Annotated in this window: 19 protein-coding genes and 1 tRNA gene; 15 read left to right on the top strand and 5 right to left on the bottom strand. The window is 60.9% G+C overall.

Annotation, left to right across the window (positions count from 1 at the left end; genetic code table 11):
• The first annotated feature begins 5 nt into the window (after positions 1-5).
• From DW233_RS06605 to DW233_RS06570, 8 genes are all read left to right on the top strand, one after another.
• Complete coding sequence (locus DW233_RS06605; protein ID WP_117759098.1) at positions 6-494, top strand: PTS sugar transporter subunit IIB; 489 nt, start codon at positions 6-8, stop codon at positions 492-494.
• Positions 495-509: 15 nt separating this feature from the next.
• Positions 510-1,295, top strand: a complete 786-nt coding sequence (locus DW233_RS06600) for a PTS sugar transporter subunit IIC (protein ID WP_089573286.1) — start codon at positions 510-512, stop codon at positions 1,293-1,295.
• Positions 1,288-2,169 (top strand): PTS system mannose/fructose/sorbose family transporter subunit IID, encoded by an 882-nt coding sequence (locus DW233_RS06595; protein WP_158561640.1) that lies wholly within the window; start codon positions 1,288-1,290, stop codon positions 2,167-2,169. Before DW233_RS06600 ends, DW233_RS06595 begins: the two co-directional genes overlap by 8 nt.
• A gap of 216 nt (positions 2,170-2,385) precedes the next feature.
• Entirely contained in the window at positions 2,386-2,787 is a 402-nt protein-coding gene (locus tag DW233_RS06590; protein WP_117759094.1) for a PTS sugar transporter subunit IIA, read from the top strand.
• 57 nt (positions 2,788-2,844) lie between these two features.
• Entirely contained in the window at positions 2,845-3,711 is an 867-nt protein-coding gene (locus tag DW233_RS06585) for a Nif3-like dinuclear metal center hexameric protein (RefSeq protein WP_089573283.1), read from the top strand.
• Positions 3,712-3,777: 66 nt separating this feature from the next.
• Positions 3,778-5,010 carry a neutral/alkaline non-lysosomal ceramidase N-terminal domain-containing protein gene (locus tag DW233_RS06580; RefSeq protein ID WP_118267358.1) on the top strand — a complete coding sequence of 411 codons (1,233 nt, stop codon included), beginning with the start codon at positions 3,778-3,780 and terminating at the stop codon, positions 5,008-5,010.
• A complete protein-coding gene (locus DW233_RS06575) occupies positions 5,007-5,834 on the top strand; it encodes an HAD family hydrolase (RefSeq protein ID WP_158567820.1) in 828 nt (275 codons plus the stop codon). Before DW233_RS06580 ends, DW233_RS06575 begins: the two co-directional genes overlap by 4 nt.
• A 245-nt stretch (positions 5,835-6,079) precedes the next feature.
• A complete protein-coding gene (locus tag DW233_RS06570) occupies positions 6,080-7,432 on the top strand; it encodes an ATP-binding protein (RefSeq protein ID WP_118267354.1) in 1,353 nt (450 codons plus the stop codon).
• A gap of 44 nt (positions 7,433-7,476) precedes the next feature.
• Here the strand turns inward: DW233_RS06570 and DW233_RS06565 are convergent, their stop codons facing one another.
• From DW233_RS06565 to DW233_RS06555, 3 genes are all read right to left on the bottom strand, one after another.
• The gene (locus tag DW233_RS06565) at positions 7,477-8,976 is read right to left on the bottom strand and encodes a hypothetical protein (protein ID WP_118267352.1); all 1,500 of its coding nucleotides are present in this window, start codon (positions 8,974-8,976) and stop codon (positions 7,477-7,479) included.
• A 237-nt stretch (positions 8,977-9,213) separates the two neighbouring features.
• Positions 9,214-10,221, bottom strand: a complete 1,008-nt coding sequence (locus tag DW233_RS06560; protein ID WP_117806530.1) for a DUF5692 family protein — start codon at positions 10,219-10,221, stop codon at positions 9,214-9,216.
• 63 nt (positions 10,222-10,284) lie between these two features.
• Positions 10,285-10,965 carry a TetR/AcrR family transcriptional regulator gene (locus DW233_RS06555; protein ID WP_118267350.1) on the bottom strand — a complete coding sequence of 227 codons (681 nt, stop codon included), beginning with the start codon at positions 10,963-10,965 and terminating at the stop codon, positions 10,285-10,287.
• 188 nt (positions 10,966-11,153) lie between these two features.
• Here DW233_RS06555 and DW233_RS06550 point away from each other — a divergent pair, with 188 nt between their 5' ends.
• From DW233_RS06550 to DW233_RS06520, 7 genes are all read left to right on the top strand, one after another.
• A complete protein-coding gene (locus tag DW233_RS06550; protein WP_199574601.1) occupies positions 11,154-13,931 on the top strand; it encodes an FAD-dependent oxidoreductase in 2,778 nt (925 codons plus the stop codon).
• 54 nt (positions 13,932-13,985) lie between these two features.
• Positions 13,986-14,456, top strand: a complete 471-nt coding sequence (locus tag DW233_RS06545) for a hydrogenase maturation nickel metallochaperone HypA (protein WP_370448054.1) — start codon at positions 13,986-13,988, stop codon at positions 14,454-14,456.
• 374 nt (positions 14,457-14,830) lie between these two features.
• Positions 14,831-15,820, top strand: a complete 990-nt coding sequence (locus DW233_RS06540; RefSeq protein ID WP_089573275.1) for a PTS sugar transporter subunit IIB — start codon at positions 14,831-14,833, stop codon at positions 15,818-15,820.
• Positions 15,821-15,838: 18 nt separating this feature from the next.
• Complete coding sequence (locus tag DW233_RS06535; protein ID WP_118267347.1) at positions 15,839-16,657, top strand: PTS mannose/fructose/sorbose transporter subunit IIC; 819 nt, start codon at positions 15,839-15,841, stop codon at positions 16,655-16,657.
• 16 nt (positions 16,658-16,673) lie between these two features.
• Positions 16,674-17,594 carry a PTS system mannose/fructose/sorbose family transporter subunit IID gene (locus DW233_RS06530; RefSeq protein ID WP_117564942.1) on the top strand — a complete coding sequence of 307 codons (921 nt, stop codon included), beginning with the start codon at positions 16,674-16,676 and terminating at the stop codon, positions 17,592-17,594.
• 120 nt (positions 17,595-17,714) lie between these two features.
• Positions 17,715-18,113 (top strand): DUF956 family protein, encoded by a 399-nt coding sequence (locus DW233_RS06525; protein WP_117736764.1) that lies wholly within the window; start codon positions 17,715-17,717, stop codon positions 18,111-18,113.
• A gap of 135 nt (positions 18,114-18,248) precedes the next feature.
• A tRNA-Arg gene (locus DW233_RS06520) sits at positions 18,249-18,324 on the top strand.
• A 279-nt stretch (positions 18,325-18,603) separates the two neighbouring features.
• On the opposite strand, the gene pknB is transcribed toward DW233_RS06520, so the two are convergent.
• Together pknB and DW233_RS06510 are read right to left on the bottom strand one after the other, a co-directional pair.
• Positions 18,604-20,559, bottom strand: coding sequence for a Stk1 family PASTA domain-containing Ser/Thr kinase (gene pknB, locus DW233_RS06515; protein WP_118267345.1), 1,956 nt, complete (start codon positions 20,557-20,559; stop codon positions 18,604-18,606).
• Positions 20,560-20,691: 132 nt separating this feature from the next.
• Positions 20,692-23,562, bottom strand: a complete 2,871-nt coding sequence (locus tag DW233_RS06510; protein ID WP_117797273.1) for an FtsW/RodA/SpoVE family cell cycle protein — start codon at positions 23,560-23,562, stop codon at positions 20,692-20,694.

Here is a 23,562-nt window from a genome sequence, read left to right as displayed (position 1 = left end):
TGGACATGAGTATCGTCGCAGGGCGAATCGACTATCGTCTGCTCCACGGAATCGTACAGGGCTTCTGGTGCCCCACGTACGCCACGCAGCGCACGATGATCATCGACGACGCCACGGCCAACGATGAGGTGCGCAAGGCGGCCATGAAGCTGTCGAAGCCCTCGGGCCAGGCGCTCTCGATTATTACCGAGGAGAAGGCCCTCACCAACTTCAAAGCCGGCAAGTACGACAACCACACGGTGTTTACCATCGCGCGCGACCCGCAGACGTTCCTAGATCTGATCGAGGCCGGGCAGAAGATCCCGGTGCTCACGTTGGGGCTTACGGAGACCCCGCCCGAGGGCACCCCGGGCGTCCAGGCCGGCAGGCGCGCCTTCATTCTGGAGAAGGACATCCCTGTCTACCAGAAGATCGCGGCCGCGGGCACCAAGGTCGAGGTCCGCTACATGACCACCGATAAGCCTGTGCCCATCTCTGAGTTCATTCCCCTGTAAAGAAAGGTGATAAACATGGATGTTAATGCGCTCCAGTTTGTCCTGCTCGTCCTCTTGGCAGGATTCCGCGCGGTCGACGCCTATTCGACCCAGGCGATCCCGTTTATGCACGCGCTCGTCTGCTGGCTCGCCGGTATCATCTTGGGCGACCCCAACACGGGCCTCATCGTCGGCGGCACCATCCAGCTCATGTCCATGGGCGCCGCGGGCTTGGGCGGCTCGTCTGCCCCCGACTACGGCATGGCCGGTATGGTCGCGACCGTCACGGCCTGCATCACCGGTAACGGCGACATCTCCGTCGGCCTTGCGATCGGCGTCGTGGTCGCCATGCTCTATGTCCAGCTCGACGTCATCTTCAAGATCTACAACTCCTGGGTCTTCAAGGTCATTCGCGGCTATGCCGTCAAGCGCGAGTACAACAAGATGCTCGCCTCGTGCTTCCTTTCGCACCTGTGGCTCTTCCTCCAGGGCGCTCTGCCCATGATCATCGTGCTCGCCTTTGGCCAGCAGGCGGTCGAGGCCATCAACGCCTTCATGCCGCAGTGGTTCACCGACGGTCTCTCCATCGCCGCAGGCGTGCTGCCCGTCACCGGTTTCGCGATCCTGCTCACCTTCATGCCGGTCAACAAGTTCTACGCGTTCCTTATCGCCGGCTATGTCCTCGCTGCCTACCTCAACCTCTCCGTGCTCCCCATCGCTCTCTTGGGTGCTGTCGTGGCCATCGAGTACTTCCGCAACAAGTCTGAGGCCGCTCCCGTGGCCGCCGCTACCGTGAATGGAGGCGAGCTCGAAGATGAGTAACTTCTTCAAGCCCAAGGAATTCAAGGACTTCAACGAGGCTCCGGCCCCCGTACAACTCCCCGATGGCTCCTATGAGCCCGTCCTTACCGACGAAGACCTCAAGATCTGCTCGCGCCGTATGTGCCTGATGGATACGGTCTCGTACTCCTACGCCACGCAGAACGCCCCGTGCGCCATGTTCGCCTCCTACTACGCGCTTCGCAAGATCTACGGCAACGACGAGGACGCCTTCAACACCGCGATCCTGAACCAGCTCGACTGCGTGTTCAACGCCACGCCTCCCGTCTCGGGCCTGCTTCTCGGTGCCGGCCTCGCCATGGAGGATAAGGGCCACCTTAACGGCATCCATGCCGAGAACGACCTCAAGGTCGGCCTCATGGGCCCCATCTCCGGTATCGGCGACGTCTTTATCTGGATCCTGCCGATGACGATCCTCGGCTCCATCGCCGGCTATATGGCCCAGCAGGGAAGCCCCGTTGGCATCCTCCTGTGGCTGGCGGTCTGGGCCGCCCTGTACTTCTGGCGTATGCAGAACTACGTCCAGGGCTACAAGGCGGGCGCTTCCGTGGTGACCAAGATGGGCGATAAGCTCAACGTCCTCACCGACGCCGCCTCCATCCTCGGCCTTACCGTGGTCGGCTCGCTGATCTACAGCTCCGTCAAGCTCACCACGCCCCTCGTGTTCCAGTACGGCGAGATCTCGCTCGGTATCCAGGAGGGCGTGCTCGACCAGATCTTCCCCAACATCTTGGGTCTGCTCTTGGCCGTCGTGGTCTACAAACTGATCAAGAAGGGCGTCAAGCTCAACTGGATCATCCTTGGTATCCTTGCCGTGAGCTGCGTCTGCGCCGCCTTCGGTATCCTGGCCGCCTAAGTTCCTTCACTTTTCCTCCGTCGGTGGCTTCCCCCGACCGCCGACGGGGCTGTGGGCGCCATCCCACGGCCCCGGTGTTACGGTTCGTATCTGATTTGAGCGAACCGTTCCACCGCACCCGCCCTGCACGTCTCCTTACACGCTTGTGCGCGGCGGGTGCCATGGAACGGTTTGTTTAGCGGGGTTCACTCCCGCTACTACATAAGGAGTTGGCTCATGAGGCAGGTAATCCTTGCGTCGCACCATAAATTTGCTCAGGGCTTGGCCGATACGCTGGAGTTTCTGGGCGCCAAGTGCGACTTTCACGTGATCTGCGCGTACGTGGACGATACGCCGCTCGAGCCGCAGGTCGAGACCGTGTTCGACGCGATTTCTCCCGACGACGAGGTGCTCGTTTTGACCGACATCCTGGCAGGCAGTGTCAATCAGAAGTTTCTGCCCTACGTGGCCCCCAACGTCTTTGTGGTGGCGGGCGTCAATGTGGTCCTGGCGATGGAGCTCTGCCTGGCACCTGCGCCGCTCACGGCCGAGGGTATCCAGAACGCGATCGACATGGCCGGGCAGTCCATCAAACTCCTCAACACCATCCAGGTCGAGGACGACGAGGACGACGAGTAGCATCTGCCGCTCAGACGGCACATGCGGTTGGTCATTTAGTTCCAAAAGGAGATTCATATGCTCATCAGCGAGGTTATCCAACACGTCAAGGACTTCTCGACAGGCGTGGACTCGTTTACCGGCAAGGCAATCGACGACGCGACTACGCGTGACCAGGTGCTCTACGGCGCTACCGACACCGAGTGCACGGGCATCGTTACCTGCATCTGGCCCACGGCAGATATCATCCGCCGCGCTCAGGAGCTTGGCGCCAACCTGATCATCAGCCACGAGGCACTTTTTTGGAACCATGGCGACCATCAGGACGTGGTGGGCGATACCGTAACGTTCAAGGCCAAGAAGACCCTGCTCGACGAGTGGGGCGGTGCCGTCTGGCGCTGCCACGACTATATCCACTCGCGCGTGCCCATCGACGCGGACGGTGCTCTGGCAGACGGCATCTTCTACGGCCTGGCCGATAAGCTCGGCTGGCTCGACTACCGCATGGGCGAGGACAAGGGCTTTTGCCTGGAGTACCAGATCCCCGAGACAGACGCCACGGAGCTCGCGCAGGAGCTCGTGCACAAGCTCGGCCTCAACGGCACACGTATTACCGGCGACCCGCACGCACGCGTCAAGAGCGTTCGCGTCCCGATGCATGTGACCGGCGACGCCAAGAGCGATACCGCCGAAATCAATCGCACCGATGCCGAGGCCAACGACTGCCTTATGACGATGGAGTTCATCGATTTCACCACGTGCGAGTACATCCGCGACTCTGGCATGCTCGGCCAAAACCGGTGCGCCATCACCATCGGGCACTTCAACCTGGAGGAGCCCGGTATGGAGTACATGGTCAACTGGCTGCCCGAGGCTCTGGGGACGAGCGAAATCCCGGCCACGTTTGTGCCGATGGGCGACACGTACCGCTACGTGGTCGCATAGCGAACAATATCTGCACTGCATGCCCGGGGCGCCCTGTGCGTCTCGGGCTTTTTTGAAAGGAGAGCCATGAAGGCTGCAAGCATATCTGTCGATATCACTCCCGCGGGCACGTTTTGGATGGAGGGCTATATCCATCCCATCCGCAAGCAGCCGGCGACGGGCGTGCACGATACGCCGCGTGCGACGCTGCTCCTGCTCGAGGTCGAGGGCACACGGTCGCTCTTTGTATCGATCGACGTGTGCATCCTCACGGCCCAGACGACCCGCGCGATGCGCGAGGGCCTCGCCGCGGGGCTTGGGGTCGCGAGCGAGAACATCGTGATCAACTCCATCCACTCGCACTCGTGCGCCAACGGCTTTGAGGGCGCGGGCGCCATGGGCATCCCCACCACGCCCGGCTATGTCGAGCTGGTCACGGGGCTGGTGCTGCAGGCGGCGACGGGTTTGGATGAGGAGCTCGTCGACGCCGCGCCCGAGATGCTCACGAGGCACGTACGCGGTTGGTATTCCAACCGCAACGATGCCGACCTGCCGTTTGACGATGAGGCCCTGGTGCTGCGCTTTGTGGCTGAGGGCGGCAAGACGCTGGGCGCGATGCTCAACTTCAACTGCCATGCCACGGTGGTCGGCCCCACCAACCGCCTGCTCACGACCGACGTGCAGGGAGGCGTGCGCGACAAGCTTGCGGACTGGATCGGCTGCGTGCCGTATATCTTTACCGGCGCCTCGGGCGATTTGGGCAACCGACAGTTCCGCCAGGGCAACGACTTTGCGGAGCTCCGCCGCGTGAGCAACGGCATCGCGGGCGAGATCATGAAGGGCGCCTTTGAGCCCATTGAGCTCGCTGCGCCCAAGGTTTCGCGGTTTGAGCACCATGTCCACTACAAAAACGAGGACTTTTACCCGCAGTACCAGGCGCAGCTTGACGAGGTGCTCGAGGTGCTCGCCAACAATCCCACGTTTGACGAGAAGAAACTCGCCGATACCGAGAAGGAGATGCTCGAGCAGCAGCTCCAGCGCCACGAGATGGACTTCACCGTTGCGATGACGACGCTCGACTTTGGCTCGGTGGTGTTCACGACCTTCCCCGGCGAGCTTGCAAGCGAGCTAGGCGCCATCGTCAAGGGTGCGTTCGACGGGACGGGCAAGCATCCGGTGATCATCGGCTACGCCAACGATTACCAGGGCTATTTTGTCGCCGCCCACACCTATGGTGGTTCGAGCTACGAGAGCTACGTGACTCAGATGCCCAAGGGTTGGACCGAGCAGATGCTCGCGTCCTATGGGGAGCAGCTGTGAGCGCCGGCGGGGTGCGCTTAGAGAAGGGTCCGGTCGTTGCGTTTTTCGACGTTGACGGGACGTTGGTGTGCCGCGATCCCGTAACGGGCCCCGGCAGCTTTCCCACTGAGCGCGTGGTGCGCGCCGTGGAGGAGTTCGCCGAGCGCGGCGGCATTCCGATTCTCTCGACTGGACGCGCCCGGGTGGGGATCGACCAGCTGCTCAACAACCTCCCGTTTCGCGGATATGTTTCGCTCGACGGAGCGCACGTGGTGCTCGACGGCAAGGTTATCCTCGACTGTTGCTTTCCGCGCGCGGTGCTCGAGCGCATGGTAGCGGAGATGCTCCGCGTGGGGATGCCCGCCTTTTTTGAGGGGACGGAGCTCTGCCTGGAGCTCAACGCGAGCGGTGGGAGCCTCTACAACTGGGGTCCTGTGGCGTGCGACCTCGAGGAGATGCGTAGTACCAAGCCCGACCTGCGGTTTGCCAAGGTCGATTTTGTCGACGAGGCGTACGGGGCCTACCGGGCGAGCGACTTTTTGATGGAGGAGCTCGGCTACTACAACGTGGGCGAGGGGAGCCACGAGCTCGTCATGCCCGGGGTGTCCAAAGGTGCTGGGGCCCGGGCCCTGCTCGCGGAGCTCGCTGCTGCGGCGGGTGCGGCGCCGGCGCGTGTCTTTGCCTTCGGTGATTCCGAGAACGATCTGTCTCTCTTTGAGACCGCGGACGTTGCCGTGGCGATGGGCCAGGCAGCACCCCATGTGCGCGAGGCCGCCGACTACGTCGCGGTCCCCTGTGCAGACGACGGCGTCGCCCAGGCCATGGAACACTTCGGCCTGATCTAGCCCCGCACTTTACAATACCCTGCAGGACTGAGGGGGCCAAATGTTCCTAGTTAATTTTTATCACGGCTCTAACGGGAGCATTTGACCCCTCAACTGTTTTGTAGCCATCCGAGGCATGTGATCACCCGGGCAATTCGACAGTGAAAAACTTGCTTAACTACTAATCAAGCTTCACACAATCTTACTTATCTGCTAATCAAGAATCGATATAATCTTGATTAGCATATAAGCAAGATTGGAGAATCATGGCATTCAACGACTTGGTGGCCCAGAAAATAAAGGACTTTGAGCAACAAGGAGTTCCACAGGTCTTTGAGCGCGACCTTGATCTGGGAAACCCGCAGGAACCCAAGCGCGACAACATCGTAAATGTGATTGTGGGAGCCCGTCGTTGTGGAAAGACGTATCGCCTGTATCAGGAGATGCAGCGGCTTCAGGGTCAAGGTATCGAGCTTGACCGGATGCTTTATTTCAATTTTGAGGATGAGCGCTTGCGTCCGTATGAGCCGTCGCTGCTAGCGGACGTGCTCGATACATTCTATGCGCTATATCCTGCTGCTCGAACCGAGGGTGCCTACATTTTCTTCGACGAAATCCAGGAAATTCCCGAATGGGGTGCGTTTCTGCGGCGTGTGGTCGATACGGAGAAAGCGACCGTCTACGTGACGGGATCTTCTTCTAAGATGCTGTCCTCAGAACTTAAGAGCGAGTTCAGGGGTCGTTCTCTTGTGCGAGAGCTTTTTCCGTTGAGTTTTTCGGAATACGTTCGATATAAGACGGGGAGCGTTCCCGAGCCAGATGCGACCTTTTCCCCGAGCGATGCAGCGCTGCTTCGACATCATCTGATCGGGTATCTTGAACAAGGGGGATTCATCGCGACACTTGAGCAGACGCCTGCAGACGCGATTCAGCTGCTACAGGAATATGCTTCGCGAACGGTCGCCATGGACGTCGTTGAACGTTACGACGTCAAGAACCCTCGCCTGGCATCGCTGTTCTTGACGCGGTGTATGGCATCTTCGGGACGAGAGCTGTCAGTGAACAAAGTGTACAACGAGTTCAAGAGCAGACAGATACCCGTCAGTCGTAATTCGCTCAGCGATTTACTTGAGTATTATGAGGACGCCCACCTGTTATTTTCTGTGCCGGAGTTCACGCGTTCACTGGCAAATAACATGCGGTCTGCGTCTAAGGTCTACGCTGTCGACCCTGCGATGTTTGGAGCATTCTCTCCCGCATCGGCATTGGACCAGGGCCAGAGGCTCGAGACCGCAGTGTTCAATGCGCTCAGAAGAAGGACCCCCGCCGTGCGGCCCGGTTCGGTTTGCCGCCTGCTGATTAAAGATAAGAATAAAAGCCATGAGGTGGACTTTGTGGCTGGGGATGCACTGCTCATGCAGGCTTACGGCCTGATTCAGGTAAGTGTGGATATGACAAGCGAGAAAACGCGCGAGCGCGAAATTGCCGCGCTCGATGCCGCGATGGCCCAGTTTGATCTTGGCGAGTCGGCAATCGTTACCATGGATGAGCAGGCCGATATTCCATGCAAACACGGCGTGGTACATGCTGTGCCCGCATGGAAGTGGCTCCTTTCCTAATCGTCTATGGATTTGCGAGGCCAGGACTCAGGTGTCATGGTCCGCTAGTCCAGGGCCTTGATGCTCGGCAGGAGAATCTGGGCGAGATAGTCGGTCTCGAGTTTGGTCGCGGCGTTTGCTTTGCCGTCTTTGCCGACCAGTACGTTCTTGATCTGGCTATAGGTGTAGCGGTTGCCGGTCGTGAGCTCGACAAGCTCAATGGCCGTGTCCATGGGGTAGGTTGACAAGGGATTCTGCGTCCGTCCGTTGATGGTCTGGGGCACCACGTACGGATAGACGGGGCCGCTGGCGTAGACGGTATAACCGTTGCCTAGGTTGGCCGCACCCAAAACCGTATCGCCCTCATCGGGCGTAAAGCTCTCGCCCTCGCGCACCGCGACGAGCGTCACAATCGGCGTATCGCTGTCGCCGGCAAGATAGATGCATAGCGTGCTGCCATTTTGCCAAGTCTCGACCTTGCCGTACCACTCGACGGGGATATCGAGCTGGTAGAGGTCGGTTGCCTTGTGACGGGCGTCGGCATCACGGGCCGCCTGTGCCTTTTGCGCGCTCACGGCATTGACGGCGGCGTCGCGCCGTGCGGTTGCCGCCTGCTGGAGCACCTTGGCGGTGGCGGCGGAGCTCGCGCCTCCCTCCTCGGCATATTTGGCGGCGGCATCGATCTGGTCGTCGGTTACCGTGTCGGCCGAAGGCACCTTGAGCTTAAAGGCGGCCTGGCTGCTTAGGTCCTGTCCGTCGCTCTCGATCGTGACCTGCGCCTTGGTGGTCGGCACGGTATAGACGGTGCCGTCGGACGCGATGGGGGAGGCGGCAACGGAGAGCGTGTAATCGCCAGGCAGCAGCTTAATGCCGTGACCGTGCTCGTCAACATAGAGCGTCTCACTCACAGAGGAGCCGTCAGAATCCTGGCCGCTCACCTGTACGGGAATCTTGGAGCCGGTGGAACAGTCGAGGCCCGCGGCATGCACGCCAATCTGCACCGACATCATCGTGTGCGCACTGGCGGCGACAGCGGCAGCCTGCTCTTGCTGATATCCGTTCCAGGCAGCATAGCCTGCGCCGCCGGCGACGAGCGCGACGGCCACAACGCCGGCAACCATCAGGTTGCGGCGCTTGGGCGGCATCTTACGATGACGAGCCTCGGCTTCGCGTGCCGAAGGAACGGACGGTAGGGGAATATCGCCCATGGCGATGGTCTCGTCCACGGCAGGCGCAGAGCCTAAGCCAGGGAGCTCGCGGGTCAGCGAATCTTCGGCCGGCAAGTTGTCGAGCAAGATGGTTTCCTCGCTCGTGTCGGATTCGGGCTGGTCGTCGGCCTCGCTTTCGGTGTCTTCGTGATCTGCCTCGTCTTCGGCAGGCTCAACATCGTCTTTTGCATCCTGATCATCGGGCTGCGCCTCGATTTCCGGCTCATCCTGCACATCAACGCTCGAATCGTCAAACGCAATCTCGGCCAGCGCGATCTGGTCTAGGCTCTCCAGGGCCTCGGCACACGCTTCTGCATCTTGGGCCGCGTCCTCTTGGCCCATCGTCTCATCTTTCATATATCCCCCAAGCTCGATATCGGGACAACACTGTACCCAAAAACGGGGCTCCATAGAGCCGCCGCATGATTTGAAATCCGATTTTATATATGCGCGTTTTTTTGAATAGATGAATAGAGGCGCAACGACAAAAAGCCCCCGGAAAGCGAGCGAATCGCTTTCCGGGGCTTTGTGAGACATTGGATTGAAAGGCCTGGTGAGCGGGCCTATGCCCAAGTGCCAACAGCGGCCAACACGTTACTCGGCGTGCGCGTAATCAACCTTGGCGCGGCGAGCGGTGGCCTTCTCCCAATCGCTGGTGCCCTCAAAGACATCCTGCTTGTAGGGATTGCGGCCGAGCTTCTTGGCGCGGTAGGCGATGTAGATGATTGCGGCGACGTTGGCGACCAGTGCGGCGATCGAGACCGCGGTAGCGGCGCCGGGGTCGAGCGTGGAGTGGGTCACAAAGATGGACTCCTCCTGGAAGTAGGGGAACACCTGGGCAAACATGCACCAAATGGCCAGCGTAAAGGCGCGGTTCTGGATCCAGCCGCCCTTGTTCCAGATAAAGGCGGCGACGGTGGGCGCCAGCAGCAGCGCAAAGCCGCAGAACCAGGAGTGGGTGGGCAGGCAGTTGTAGGTGTAGCAGAAGTTCCAGATATCGTAGGCGATGATGTAGACCCAGGTCATGTCGGGCCACAGCATGTCGGTCTTGTCCTCGGAGGCGTAGACGCTCCACCAACCGGTCATGCAGAAGATGTTGATGATACCGGCGATGCCGTTGAACACGTTGTTCCAGCCGGCCAGCTGCGTAGCACCTTCGGAGGTGACCCAGGTGGACTGGCCCAGGACAAAGAAGTGATAGGCACTCTCGAAGTCGGACACGACGGCGATCATGATGTTGATGGCAACGATCACAAACGGCCACGCGCGGAACCAATGCGCCTTGCCGATCTTGCCCCACTGGTACTTAATGGCAATGAAGCCCCAGCAACCGGCCAGCGCCGCGTATACCTTGGCGTAGTGGAACCAGCTGTTCTGGTACACATGGGTGGGGTTGGTGAGCGCCCACTCGGCACCCTGCGAAACGCCGATGGCGATGGCGACGCAGTAGATGGTCATGGCAAGCGGAGCTACGCCAAAGATAATTGCCGCGCCCAGCTTGGTGCGGCGGCCGACCTCGTTGAGTACAATCAGGCCAATAAAGACCATGGCCCAGCCGGCCCAGTGGATAAGGGTATCGCTACCCCAAACATCGAACAGCATGCTGCTCTCCTTTCACACGCCCGCGGCCCCTCTTCTGATCGCGGGCAGTTTGGCCAAATGTCGTCAGTTCTGGGGCTTGCGCTCCGGATACTTGGCGGTATAGCCCTCGATGTGGAGTGTCGAGGCGATGATTTCCTTGACCGTCTCGTCGGGCACATCGGGGTGCGTGCGGATATACATCAAAAGACCCATGATGAGGGTGTAGAACGTCTCGTAGACATGGTCGATGCGTAGCTCATGATGGGCGACAAAATCCACCACGGTGGTATCGCAGATATACTGCGCCACGCGCTGGACCACGTTGTGCAAAAAGCCGCCGTAGAGCGCGCCGCTGCTCGAGGTGAGCGTGCTCGGCAGCTCGTGGCCGCTGGCGACCAGGCGCTTAAAGAGCGGGGCGACGGTGTCGAGCGCGCCCTCGATATCACCAACGGTGCGGCCGGCATTCCACTGCTCGAGCTCGGAGATAAAACCGTCGATTGCCTCGTCCATGACGGCGGTGACGGCGGCGTCCATGTCGGCGAAGTAGTGGTAGAACAGCGAGCGCGTGCAGCCGGCTCGCTTGGTCACGGCCGATACCGATAGGTGGGACACGCCCAGCTCGGAGCTTACGGTGCGCACGGCATCGAGGATCTCGCGACGGCGTTCGTCGCCCGTCAGGCGCTTTGCCGTGCTGTCGGACGCGAGGACGGCATCAGCCACGGGGACGGCATCAGCCACAGAGATGTTTGCCGTGTTATCGCTCATGCGTTTGCCGCCTTTCATCCGTTTGGGCCCGACCGTTCGCCTAACAGTCTTGAATATTGTTGACGGTTCGTCAATACTGTTTTTGACACAATGTCAACAATAGCGGGTGAACGGCGTGGGGGCATGTCGAACCCGTACAAAGAGGGGCGCCGCGGTCTCGCCGGGCTGTGGCAAGAGAAGGGACGACTATGATTCTCAACGGACCGGGGATTAGCTATACCGAGCCCGATATCGGCGCGGAGTTCGTGCCGCCGATACCGGAGCATCCGCGCGAGGCCATCGTCAAACTGTGTGAGCACTGCACCAACCGCCTGTTGCACCGCGACGAGCTGCTGGGCTACGAGTACTGGTCGTTTGCCGAGGCCGCAACCGACGAGCAGGCCGAAGTGCTCTGCAAGATGAAGATGCGCCGTCCCTATACGCTGCCCGAGATGGTCAAGCTCACCGGCATGCCCGAAGCCGATATCGAGAAGATGCTCGACGACATGAGCTACACGGGTCTGCTCGAGTACAACTGGGAAAACCCCGAGCGCGCCAAGCAGTGGGTGCTGCCCATGCTGGTGCCGGGTTCTGCCGAGTTCCTCAACATGCGCATGGGTCAGCTCGAGGAGCATCCGGTCTATGCCAAGTTCTTTGAGCAGGCGTCCAAGGGACCGCTGTCCAAGGCCACGCCGATGGTGCCGCCCGGCGGTGCCGGCATCGGCATGCATGTCATTCCGGTCGAGAAGGCCATCGATGCCGCGAGCACCTCGGTGCCGATCGAGCATATCGAGCATTGGCTCGACAAATACGATGGCAAATATGCCGCTAGCACCTGCAGCTGCCGCGCGAGCCGTCGCGTGATGGGAGAGGGCTGCGCCGACGACCCGGCCGATTGGTGCATCGCCGTGGGCGATATGGCCGACTACGTGGTCGAGACCGATCGCGGCCATTATGTGACGCGCGAGGAGGTCTACGACATCCTGCGCCAGGCCGAGGACAACGGCTTTGTGCACCAGATCACCAACATCGACGGTGAGAACAAAATCTTCGCCATCTGCAACTGCAACGTCAACGTGTGCTACGCCCTGCGCACTTCGCAGCTGTTCAACACGCCCAACCTGTCGCGCTCAGCCTATGTCGCCAAGGTCGAGAAGGACAAGTGCGTGGCCTGCGGTCGCTGCGTTGAGGTGTGTCCGGCCGGCGCCGCCAAACTGGGCCAGAAGCTCTGCAGCAAAAAGGCCGGCGGCCGCGTGCCCGAGTATCCGCGCCAGGAGCTGCCCGATGCCACCAAGTGGGATCACACCAAGTGGTCGCCCAACTACCGCAACGACAACCGCATCGAGACGCACGAGTCTGGCACCGCGCCCTGCAAGACGGCTTGCCCCGCTCACGTTGCCGTTCAGGGCTACTTAAAGCTTGCGGCGCAGGGCCGCTACGACGAGGCTCTGGCGCTCATTAAGCGCGAGAACCCGCTGCCCGCTATCTGCGGCCGTGTGTGCAACCGCCGCTGCGAGGATGCCTGTACCCGTGGTCGCGTGGACGAGGCCGTGGCCATCGACGAGGTCAAGAAGTTTATCGCCCAGCGCGATCTGGACGCTGCGACCCGCTACGTCCCGCCCGTGGTGACGCCGACGCGCGCTGGCGGCTTCGACCAGAAGATTGCCATCATCGGTGCCGGCCCGGCCGGTCTGTCCTGCGCTTTTTATCTTGCCGAGAAGGGCTACAAGCCCGTCGTGTTCGAGAAAAACGAGCGCCCGGGTGGCATGCTCACCTACGGCATTCCCAGCTTTAAGCTGCAGAAGGATGTTATCGAGGCCGAGGTCGAGATCATTCGCCTGATGGGTGCCGAGTTCCGCTATGGCGTGGAAGTCGGTCGCGATGTGACGCTCGACGAGCTGCGCGAGCAGGGCTTTAAGGCCTTTTATGTTGCCATCGGCTGCCAGGGCGGCCGCCTTGCCGGCATTCCGGGCGAGGACGCCGAGGGTGTGACCGTGGCCGTCGACTTTTTGCGCGAGGTCAACAGCGGCAAGATTGACGCGCTGCCCGGCCGCACCATCGTGGTGGGCGGCGGTAACGTGGCCATCGACGTTGCCCGCAACGCCTGCCGTCTGGGCTCCGAGTATGTTGAGTTGTTCTGCCTGGAGAGCGAGGCCCAGATGCCCGCCAGCGAGGAGGAGCGTCGCGAGGCCATTGAGGACGGCGCGCACATCAGCTGCGGTTGGGGCCCTAAGGAGATCCATCTGGACGAGGCCGGCCGTGTGTGCGGCATCACTTTCAAGCGCTGCACGCGTGTCTATGATGACGAGGGCCGTTTTGCACCCGAGTACGACGAGAACGACCTGCGCCGCGTCGATGCCGACCGCGTGGTCATGTCGATTGGCCAGTCCATTGTGTGGGGCGACCTGCTGGCAGGCTCCAAGGTAGAGCTCGGCCGCGGCCAGGGCGCCCTTGCCGATCCCCAGACCTATCAGACCGCCGAGCCCGACATCTTTGTGGGCGGCGACGTCTATACCGGTCCGAGCTTTGCCATCTATGCCATCGCCGCCGGTCACGAGGCCGCCGTGTCCATCCATCGCTTTGTGCAGCCGGGATCCACGCTCACCATCGGCCGCAACCAGCGCCGCTACACCGCGCTCGACCGCGACGATGTCGTGATCGAGAGCTACGACAACGCGAGCCGCGAGGTTGCCCACGTGGACCGCGAGCGCGAGAAGGCTGCGCCGTTTAGCGAGTATGTTGAGACCTTTACCGAGGAACAGGTGCGCGCCGAGACCGCCCGTTGCCTGGGCTGCGGCGCCTCGATCGTCGACCCCAACAAGTGCATCGGCTGTGGCCTGTGCACCACCAAGTGCGCGTTCGATGCCATCCATCTGGATCGCGACCGCCCCGAGTGCTCCACGATGGTCAAATACGAGCAAAAGCTCCCGAGCCTCGGCAAGTACGCTTTGAAGCGCGCCATCAAGATTAAGTTCGGTCGTAAATAGGTAACCATGGCGGGTAAGGGGACGGCGCAGACTAGATTTCGCCGTCCCCTTGCTTTGAGTTTGCATCGAATCAACCTCTGCAGAAAGGGTTTCGACTTGCATGAATTAGGGATTGTGTATCACATCATTCGCGATGTTGAGAATGTGGCGCGCGCCAATGGCGTGCGTCGCGTTTCGAGTGTGACGTTGCTGCTGGGCGAGGTCTCGGGCGTCGTTCCCGATCTGCTGCTTGACGCTTGGCGCTGGGCGGCAGATAAAAAGCCTATCACGCAGGGCGCGGAGCTTATTGTGGAGCCTGTCGAGGCCGTGACGCATTGCGAGGCGTGCGGCTGCGACTACGCGACGGTCGAGCACGGCAAGACCTGCCCCCATTGCGGTAGCGGCGAGACCTATCTGCTGCAGGGCCAGGAGGTCATGATCAAGCAGATCGAGACCCCCGACGAGGACCCGACAGACGCTGCCCCCGACGGCCTCTCCGATGCCCCCGACGCCGTCGACGCCGCCAACCCCCTCCATATCGCCTAACTTAGTCGTTGGGGACGTTCTTAAACGACTAGTCATTAAAGAACGTCCCCAACGATTACTTTGCTAGAGCATATTTCTTACCATTAGTCAAGCACCATCTGTTTAAACGAAATAGCCTCAACCCGAGCACATTTGTGTCTGTTTAAAACCAGCAATAATGAACAGCGTGCTCAATTCGGTCATGTACATAGATCAGCTATCAATCCTCAGCAGCAAATCAGCCAAAATACTGGAATGTAATCAGCTTGTAACAAAACAAGACGTTTAAACAAATAATGCTACCTTTTGCAGTTTTTCAAACAATTCTGCTGTATTTGCAGCTATACTCCATAACTGTCGTGTAGGAATTACGTAGACAAAAAGGAGGTTATGTGATGGTAAGTATTGTTCTTGCTAGCCATGGTGACTTGGCGGCTGGAATCAAGCAGACGGGCTCGATGGTCTTTGGCGATCAGCCGTCTGTAGCCGTGGTCTCGCTCGAGCCGAGCATGGGCCCCGACGACTTCCGCGCCAAGGTCGAGGAGGCAATCGCTTCCTTCGAGGACCAGGAGCAGGTGCTCTTCCTCGTTGATCTGTGGGGCGGCACGCCCTTCAACCAGATCAGCGGTCTCATCGAGGGCCATGATTCCTGGGCTATCGTCACCGGTGTCAACCTGCCTATGCTCATCGAGGCATATTCGCAGCGCTTTGACGCAAAGAACACTGCACATGCGATCGCAAAACATCTCGTGACTGAGGCTAAGGCCGGCGTGCGCGTCAAGCCCGAGTCTCTGGAGCCCGAGGAGAAGAAGCCGGCTGCGGCCGCCGCTGCTCCTGCGGGTGCCATTCCTCCGGGAACGGTGATCGGCGACGGGCACATCAAGATCGCCCACGTCCGTATCGACACGCGTCTGCTGCATGGTCAGGTGGCCACCACGTGGACCAAGCAGATCAACCCCAACCGCATCATCGTGGTCTCCGACGGCGTTGCTCACGACGAGCTCCGCAAGACCATGATCGAGCAGGCTGCCCCTCCGGGAGTCCACGCCAACGTCGTGCCCATCAAGAAGATGGCCGAGGTCGTCAAGGACACGCGCTTTGGCGACACCAAGGCCATGCTGCTGTTCGAGAACCCGCAGGATCTACTCAGGGCCATCGAGGCCGGCGTCGACATCAAGGAAGCCAACATCGGTTCCATGGCCCACTCCAAGGGCAAGGTCGTCGTCACTAACGCTGTCGCTATGGGCGATGACGACGTCAAGACCATCGAGGCCCTCAAGGCCAAGGGCGTCAAGTTCGAGGTCCGCAAGGTTCCTTCGGATTCCTCCGAGGATCTCGACGCCATGTTGAAGAAAGCAAAGGCCGAACTGGCCGCTCAAGCATAGTAAAGGAGGGTCCGATACATGTCTGCAATCACTATTCTGCTTGTTGCGATTGTCGCGTTGCTTGCCGGTATGGAAGGCATTCTGGATGAGTTCCAGTTCCATCAGCCGCTCGTGGCATGCACGCTTATCGGTCTCGTAACCGGTCACCTTCAGGAGGGCATCCTCCTGGGCGGTTCGCTCCAGATGATGGCCCTTGGCTGGGCTAACGTCGGCGCCGCCGTCGCGCCTGACGCCGCTCTGGCCTCGGTCGCTTCTTCGATCATCATGGTGCTCGCCCTCAACGGTGGCGCCACCGATTCGGCCAAGGCCGTTACCGCCGCCATCGCCGTCGCCGTCCCGCTGTCGGTCGCTGGTCTGTTCCTGACCATGATCTGCCGTACCCTGGCTACCGCTATGGTTCACGGCATGGACGCCTGCGCCGAGAAGGGCGACTTCGCCGGCATCGAGCGTTGGCAGTACGCCGGCATCCTCATGCAGGGTGTTCGTATCGCCATCCCGGCAGTACTTCTGTGCATCATCCCGGCCGAGGCCGTTACCAACGCGCTTAACGCTATGCCCGATTGGCTGTCCGGCGGCATGGCTGTCGGCGGCGGCATGGTCGCTTCCGTCGGTTACGCCATGGTCATCAACATGATGGCCACCAAGGAGACCTGGCCGTTCTTCATCCTCGGCTTTGTCCTTGCTGCCATCCCTCAGCTCACGCTGATCGCCCTTGGCCTCATCGGCATCTCCCTTGCCCTCATCTACCTTGGCCTTAAGGATCTGGCCAAGCAGGGTGGCGGCATGAGCGGTGGCTCCGGTGACCCGCTCGGCGACATTCTGAACGATTACGAGTAGGAGGGGAGTGATACATATGGCAGAGAACAAGATTCAGCTCACCAAGGCTGACCGCAAGAAGGTTTGCTTCCGTCATCAGTTCCTTCAGGGCTCGTGGAACTACGAGCGTATGCAGAATGGCGGCTGGTGCTTCGCAATGATCCCTGCGATCAAGAAGCTCTACACCAGCAAGGATGACCAGATTGCCGCTCTTAAGCGCCACCTGGAGTTCTATAACACCCACCCCTATGTTTCCGCCCCCGTCATTGGCGTTACCCTCGCCCTCGAGGAGGAGCGCGCCAACGGTGCTCCGATTGACGACGTCGCCATTCAGGGCGTCAAGGTCGGTATGATGGGCCCGCTCGCCGGCGTCGGCGACCCCGCCTTCTGGTTCACCCTTCGCCCGATTCTGGGCGCACTGGGCGCTTCCCTGGCCCTGTCCGGCAGCATCGCCGGTCCGCTGCTGTTCTTCTTCGCGTGGAACATCATCCGTTACGCCTTCCTGTGGTACACGCAGGAGTTTGGCTACAAGGTCGGCTCCTCCATCGCCAAGGACCTCTCCGGCGGTCTGATGGGCAAGGTCACCGAGGGTGCTTCCATCCTGGGTATGTTCATCATCGGCGCCCTGGTCGAGCGCTGGGTGTCCATCTCCTTCACCCCGGTCGTCTCCAAGGTCACGCAGTCCGCTGGCGCCTATATCGACTGGGCCAACCTGCCCGCCGGTTCTGAGGGCATCAAGCAGGCATTGACGATGTACAGCTCTGTCGGTGCCAACGCACTCGACCCGGTGAAGGTCACCACGCTTCAGGCCAACCTCGATCAGCTCATCCCCGGCCTTGCCGCCGTGTGCCTGACCCTTCTGGTCTGCAAGCTCCTCAAGAAGAAGGTCAGCCCGATCGTCATCATCCTGGCTCTCTTCGCCGTCGGCATCATCGGTCGCGTCTGCGGCTTCATGTAAGCACGCTTCGGCTTAAGACCGAGAGTTGCTAGGCAAGGGCTTTTGAGCCATTGAAACGGACCGCACCCGGTGGGTACACTGGATGCGGTCCGATTGTTTTTATTGGAGGGCGAGGCGCGTATGGCGCAATCTCAGAACAGCACGGTCGATTTGGCAACGCCGGCAACCTGCCTGATGGGGCTTACCAGTCACGGTAACGTGATGGTGGGCAATAAGGCGTTTGAGTACTATAACGAGCGTAATCCCGAGGATTATATCCAAATCCCGTGGGACGAGGTCGACTATATTGCCGCCGAGGTTTTGCGCGGCACCAAGAAGATTACGCGTTTTGCCATCTTTACCAAAGAGAATGGCCACTTTACGTTTTCGACGCGCAATGACAAGGAAACGCTTCGCGCGGTGCGTAAGTACATTGACGAGGACAAGCTCGTTCGTTCGCCCGACTTTATCGATGTGACGGCCAAGGGCGCCAAGAGCATCCCCTCCGTCATCAAAAGCCTCTTCCATAAAGGCGACTAGCTCCCCATAAGTTGTGGTGAAATAGCTCTGATATACGGCTTTAGATGCTTTAGGCAGGAACTATTCCATCGCAACTTCGAAGTCTAGTCATGCGACGTATAGCGATGCAGTAAATCTGCTACACTAGTACAACATGCCTCCGTAGCTCAGGGGATAGAGCACCGCTCTCCTAAAGCGGGTGTCGACGGTTCGAATCCGCCCGGGGGCACCAGAGATTTGCCGAGCCCGGTACCACCACGGTGCCGGGCTCTTCTGGTCTAAGGGCCGGATTCGGACCGTCGACACCCGCGTCACTCATTTCCCCGCGGGGGGAGTTTTCGAATCCGCCCGGGGGCACCAGAGATTTGCCGAGCCCGGTACCGCCACGGTGCCGGGCTTTTCTGGTTCAATGCCATATCAAAAATGAAGCGCCCGCTTGCTGGGGGAGCAAGCGGGCGCCTGTGAGCGAATATGTTTGCGGCGAGAGCCGTAATGAGCGGTTGGGTGGCGACTAGTTGGTCGTACCGGAATCGCCGCCCGTACCCGAACCCGAACCCGAGCCAGAAAGTGCAACCGTCAGCGTAATCGTGCTGTCGGTGGACTGCTTGCCGGTGGGGGAGACGCCCGTAACGGTGGCATCCTCGTTACCGCTCACGGGATTGCCGTTCTGGTCACAGAAGCCAATGTTATAGAAACCGGCGTTGTTGAGCGCGGTAACGGCGGCGGAAATGCTCTTGCCGTATAGGTTGCCCGGGACGGAGGCCTTGCCGGACTTCTTGGCAATGACGACGGTAATCGTGGCGCCGGGCTTCTGCTTGCCGCTGGGGTTCCAGCTGATCACGGTGCCCTCGGTAACCGAGTCGTTCTCCTGGTAGCTCACGTCGACGCCAAAGCCTGCCATATCGAGGGCATTGCGCGCCTGGGCCTCGGTCATGTCGGTCAGGTCGGGGACGGACGTGGTATCCGGGCCGCTCGAGACCTTGTACGAGATGGTCGTGCCCTTCTCGACTTCCTTACCGGCTTCGGTGCCCTGCTCAAAGACCTGGCCCTCATCGGCCTCGTTGGCCTCCTCGGAGGCGTTGCCCTTCAGGCCAACGCTTGCCAGCGCGGCTTCTGCCTGGTCCTTGGTCAGGCCGACAAGCCTGGGAACCTCAACCTTCTCGGAGGGCTTGGGGCCCTTGGAGATCACCAGGTTCACCTTGGTGCCCTTGGCCTTCTTGGTGTGGCCGTTGGGCGTTTGCTCGGCGACCTTGCCTTCGTCGACATCGTCGTTGTAGCTTTGGTCGATGGTGCCGACCTCGAGGCCGGCTTCCTTGATCTGCTCGACGGCAGCCTGCTGGTCCTTGCCCAGTACATCGGGAACGGTGACCTGCTCGCCGCCAAAGAGTCCTGTGGCAAATGCCACCACGATGCCGATGACGGCAACGGCTGCCACCACGGCGGCGATGATCTTGTTCTTGTTGGATTTGGGCTTTTCGACCTCGTAGGAGCCGGTGGAGCCCGAAACCGAGCTACGGGCGGTATTCTGGCCGCTCACGCCCGAGACGGGACGCACCATGGCGCGCGTCTGATCGGAAAGCTCGCGAGTCTTGGTGGCGCCCAGCTCGCCGGGGGCACCGATGATGCGCGTGGGCTCCGAGATGTTGACGGCACGGCCCGACAGGTAGCTGTTGAGCACCTGACGCAGCTCGTCGGCGGTCTGGAAGCGGTTTGCCGGGTCCTTCTCCATGCACTTGAGGATGATGCGCTCCAAGTCGGCATCGACGCCGGAGTTGATCTGGCTCGGCGGGATGGGCAGCTCGTTGACCTGCTTGAGCGCAACCGAGATGGCGTCGTCGCCGTCAAAGGGTACGCGGCCGGTGGCGCACTCGTACATGACGACACCCAGCGAGTAGATATCCGAGGTGGGGCCGAGGTCCTGGCCGCGGGTCTGCTCGGGGCTTACATAGTGGGCGGTGCCCAGCACGTTGTTATCCTGCGTGAGGTGGCTGTTCTTGGCGCGCGCGATGCCAAAGTCCATCACCTTGATGTTGCCGTCGGGCAGCACCATGATGTTCTGCGGCTTGATGTCGCGGTGGATGATCTCATGCTTGTGAGCGACCGAAAGCGCGGAGCTGATCTGCGAGCCGATCTGGGCGACCTTCTTGGGGTCGAGGGCGCCGTGGCTCTTGATGCCGCTCTTAAGGTCGGTACCGCGCAGGTACTCCATGACGATGTAATAGGTGTCGCCGTCCTTGCCCCAATCGTAGACGCCCACGATATAGGGGGAGGAGAGACCGGCTGCTGCCTGGGCCTCCTGCTTAAAGCGTGCGGCGAAGGTTGCGTCGCCAGCATACTGCGGCAGCATGATCTTGACGGCAACCGTGCGGTCGAGGACCTGGTCCTGTGCACGGTAGACGGTCGCCATGCCGCCTGTCCCCACCTTATCCTTGAGGAGGTATCTTCCCCCGAGGACCCTCTGTTCCATTCCTGCTCCTAACATAACTATTCGCTCAACGATGTGTGTAGTACCTACGATGTGGCCGCTGGGGCCGTGTGGCGCGTTGCCGCTAACTCTTCGGTCGCGGCGCGCCTCGGGTGTCCGATTCGATCATGGGCATCACGCTCCCTGTGCGGCGAGCGCTGCGGTCAGGACGATGCCGGCAATCTTGGCCGCCTTGACGTCGTGTTTGTCGTAATCCTCCAAGGCCACCGAGATGGCGACCGTGGGTGAATCGTAAGGTGCAAAGCCAACGAACATCGAGTTGACGTTGGTGCCGCCGGTCTCGGCCGAGCCGGTCTTGCCGGCGACCTTGACGCCGGGGACCTGGGCATCGGTGCCGGTACCGGACTGGACGACGGCGAGCATGGCCTGCTTGACCTGGTCGGCCGTGGCGGAGCTGACGGCCTGACCCAGCGAGCGGGACTGCGTGGTCTTGACCACAGTTCCGTCCGGGGCGAGTACCTGGGCTACAAAGTACGGGTCCATGACCACGCCACTGTTAGCGATGGCGGCGGCAATCACGGCGTTTTGCATGACGGTGGTCTGCGGGCCGGGCGTGTGGTCCATGCCGACAGGCTGGCCGGCGCCGGCCCAGGCGGTCTCCCACTCGGTCATGAGCGACGGGTCGGCCATGATGGAGGCCGCGGAGGTCAGGTCCTGGCCGAGCTTTTGGCCGTAGCCAAAGGCGTTGGCAAACTGCACGAGCGTGTTTGCGCCAACTTCGTTTGCCACCTGGCCAAAGACGACGTTGGAGGACACGGCAAAGGCCTGCTGCAGGCTGATGGTGCCGTAGCTCTCGTTGGCATAGTTGGTGACCGGCGCGTTGCCGATGTCCATGGAGCCGGGCGCCTGGTAGGTGCTGGTAAGGCTGGCGGTGCCGGTCTCGAGTGCCGCGGAAAGCGTAACGACCTTAAACGTGGAGCCCGGCGTGTACAGCGCGTCCATGGCGCGATTGTACATGGAGCCGTCCTCGCCGCCGCCCGCCTGCAGCAGGGCGTCGATGTTGGTGTTGTCATAGGTGGGCGAGCTGGCGCATGCGAGCACCGCACCGGTACGCGGGTCGATGACCACTACAGCGCCCTTAAAGCCCTTGAGCGCCTGCTCGGCCGCCGTCTGGATACGCGAGTCGATGGTGAGCTTGGCGGTGTTGCCCGGCTGGGTCTGGCCCGCGAGCGACGCGATGGCGTTGTTCCAGCTGGAGTAATCCTTAGAGCCGGTGAGCGTGTCGTTCATGACACTCTCGATGGCGGTGGTGCCATACTGCTGGCTCACGTAGCCAACCACGTGCGCTGCCAGGTTGCCGTTGGGGTAGGAGCGTACGTAGGTGCCGTCCTCCTGCTGCAGCGACTCGGCCAGCGTCACGCCGTCGGACGTGATGATGGAACCGCGCTGGATGTACTTGGAGCGGGCGATAGTGTGGTTGTTGGTCGGCATATCCTGATAGTCCTTGGCCTTGATGACCTGGACATAGGTGAGGTTGCCGATAAGGATGGCGAACAGTGCCGTAAAGGCGAGCACCGCACGGGTTAGACGGTTGGCGAGCGCAACGCGGCCGAGCACACCGGATTCAGGCGTGTCGAGCAGGCGACGGCGCATGCGCGAGCCGACGGAATGGCTGCCGCTGCCGTAGGAAGACGAGGTGGCAAAGCGCGTGCCCGTCGGGGCGGCGGCGGATGCGACCTGATCATCGGTGATGGCGGTCATGGTGCCGGTGCCGGTAAGCTCGGCCTCGCGTCCGGTCGCTTCGTCACCGGCGCGCAGCAGGAGCGCGACGATGATAAAGCTTGCCAGCAGCGAGGAACCGCCCTGGCTCATAAAGGGCAGGGTGACGCCGGTCAGCGGGATCAGGCGGGTAACGCCGCCCACGATCAAAAAGGCCTGGAAGCTGATGGCGGCCGTAAGGCCCGTGGCGCTAAAGGCGGCGAGGTCGGATTTAGCGCGGGCAGCCGTGGTGAGGCCACGCACGGCAAAGAGCATAAACAGGATGAGCACGGCGCCGCCGCCCAAAAGGCCCATCTCCTCGCCGATGGCAGAGAAGATAAAGTCGGACTCGACGACAGGGATGTTGTTGGCCATGCCGTTGCCGATGCCAACACCGACCAGACCGCCATCGGCAAGCGAGAAGAGCGACTGGACGATCTGGTAGCCCTGGCCCTGGGCGTCCTTAAACGGATCGACCCAAACCTGGAAACGCACCTGAACGTGCGACAGGAACTTGTAGGCGCCCACGGCTCCAACGGCTAAGAGCGCAAGGCCGATAACGACATACGAAAAGCGCCCCGTGGCAACGTAGAGCATCAGCAAGAAGATGGTGTAGAACAGCACGGCCGAACCCAGGTCGCGTTCGAAGACGACAACGAGTAGGCACACGCCCCACACGGCAAACAGCGGCAGCAGCAGTCGCAGGCGAGGGATCTTAAAGCCCAGGATCTTGCGGTTGGAGATGGAGAGCAGCTCGCGGTTCTCGGCCAGGTACCCGGCCAGGAACAGCACGATAAAGACCTTGGCGAACTCGCCGGGCTGGATGGTAAAGCCTGCGATGCGAATCCACAGCTTGGAGCCCGAGATCGTGGTGCCGATAAAGATAGGCAGCATCAGCAGAATGATGCCGATAATGCCAAAGGTGTACTTGTAGCGCATGACCACGTCGAGGTTTTTGACCAGTGCGAGCGTTCCCACCATCAGGGCCACCGAGACAAACAGGATGATGAGCTGTGAGATCGCGAGAGCGGGTGCGAGACGCGTCACGAACGTGATACCGATGCCCGAAAGCACAAAGACAATGGGCAGGATGGCGGGGTCGGCACCGGGCGCCAAGATGCGCACGGCAATGTGGGCCGCGGCAAAGGCGGCAAAGAGGCCGATCGGTACGGCGAGCGTCTCAAAGGAGATGGCAGCGCCCGCGGTGAGCACGTACATCGCATACAGCAGGATGACGGGGAACGCCGAGGCGATGAGCAAGAGCAGCTCGGTGTTGCGGCGACTCAT

The organism is Collinsella sp. AM20-15AC, assembly GCF_003471405.1.
In the GTDB taxonomy this organism is placed as follows: domain Bacteria; phylum Actinomycetota; class Coriobacteriia; order Coriobacteriales; family Coriobacteriaceae; genus Collinsella.
Note: the sequence above shows the minus strand (reverse complement) of the source record. Positions and strands in the feature narration are given on the sequence as shown.

What these genes read in the sequence shown, in the direction of transcription:
- DW233_RS06560 (WP_117806530.1), bottom strand. Translation starts at nt 10,221, where the DNA reads ATGCTGTTCGATGTTTGGGGTAGCGATACCCTTATCCACTGGGCCGGC.
- DW233_RS06540 (WP_089573275.1), top strand. Translation starts at nt 14,831, where the DNA reads ATGGTAAGTATTGTTCTTGCTAGCCATGGTGACTTGGCGGCTGGAATC.
- pknB (WP_118267345.1), bottom strand. Translation starts at nt 20,559, where the DNA reads ATGGAACAGAGGGTCCTCGGGGGAAGATACCTCCTCAAGGATAAGGTG.
- DW233_RS06550 (WP_199574601.1), top strand. Translation starts at nt 11,154, where the DNA reads ATGATTCTCAACGGACCGGGGATTAGCTATACCGAGCCCGATATCGGC.
- DW233_RS06595 (WP_158561640.1), top strand. Translation starts at nt 1,288, where the DNA reads ATGAGTAACTTCTTCAAGCCCAAGGAATTCAAGGACTTCAACGAGGCT.
- DW233_RS06565 (WP_118267352.1), bottom strand. Translation starts at nt 8,976, where the DNA reads ATGAAAGATGAGACGATGGGCCAAGAGGACGCGGCCCAAGATGCAGAA.
- DW233_RS06570 (WP_118267354.1), top strand. Translation starts at nt 6,080, where the DNA reads ATGGCATTCAACGACTTGGTGGCCCAGAAAATAAAGGACTTTGAGCAA.
- DW233_RS06525 (WP_117736764.1), top strand. Translation starts at nt 17,715, where the DNA reads ATGGCGCAATCTCAGAACAGCACGGTCGATTTGGCAACGCCGGCAACC.
- DW233_RS06555 (WP_118267350.1), bottom strand. Translation starts at nt 10,965, where the DNA reads ATGAGCGATAACACGGCAAACATCTCTGTGGCTGATGCCGTCCCCGTG.
- DW233_RS06600 (WP_089573286.1), top strand. Translation starts at nt 510, where the DNA reads ATGGATGTTAATGCGCTCCAGTTTGTCCTGCTCGTCCTCTTGGCAGGA.
- DW233_RS06580 (WP_118267358.1), top strand. Translation starts at nt 3,778, where the DNA reads ATGAAGGCTGCAAGCATATCTGTCGATATCACTCCCGCGGGCACGTTT.
- DW233_RS06590 (WP_117759094.1), top strand. Translation starts at nt 2,386, where the DNA reads ATGAGGCAGGTAATCCTTGCGTCGCACCATAAATTTGCTCAGGGCTTG.
- DW233_RS06530 (WP_117564942.1), top strand. Translation starts at nt 16,674, where the DNA reads ATGGCAGAGAACAAGATTCAGCTCACCAAGGCTGACCGCAAGAAGGTT.
- DW233_RS06585 (WP_089573283.1), top strand. Translation starts at nt 2,845, where the DNA reads ATGCTCATCAGCGAGGTTATCCAACACGTCAAGGACTTCTCGACAGGC.
- DW233_RS06605 (WP_117759098.1), top strand. Translation starts at nt 6, where the DNA reads ATGAGTATCGTCGCAGGGCGAATCGACTATCGTCTGCTCCACGGAATC.
- DW233_RS06535 (WP_118267347.1), top strand. Translation starts at nt 15,839, where the DNA reads ATGTCTGCAATCACTATTCTGCTTGTTGCGATTGTCGCGTTGCTTGCC.
- DW233_RS06510 (WP_117797273.1), bottom strand. Translation starts at nt 23,562, where the DNA reads ATGAGTCGCCGCAACACCGAGCTGCTCTTGCTCATCGCCTCGGCGTTC.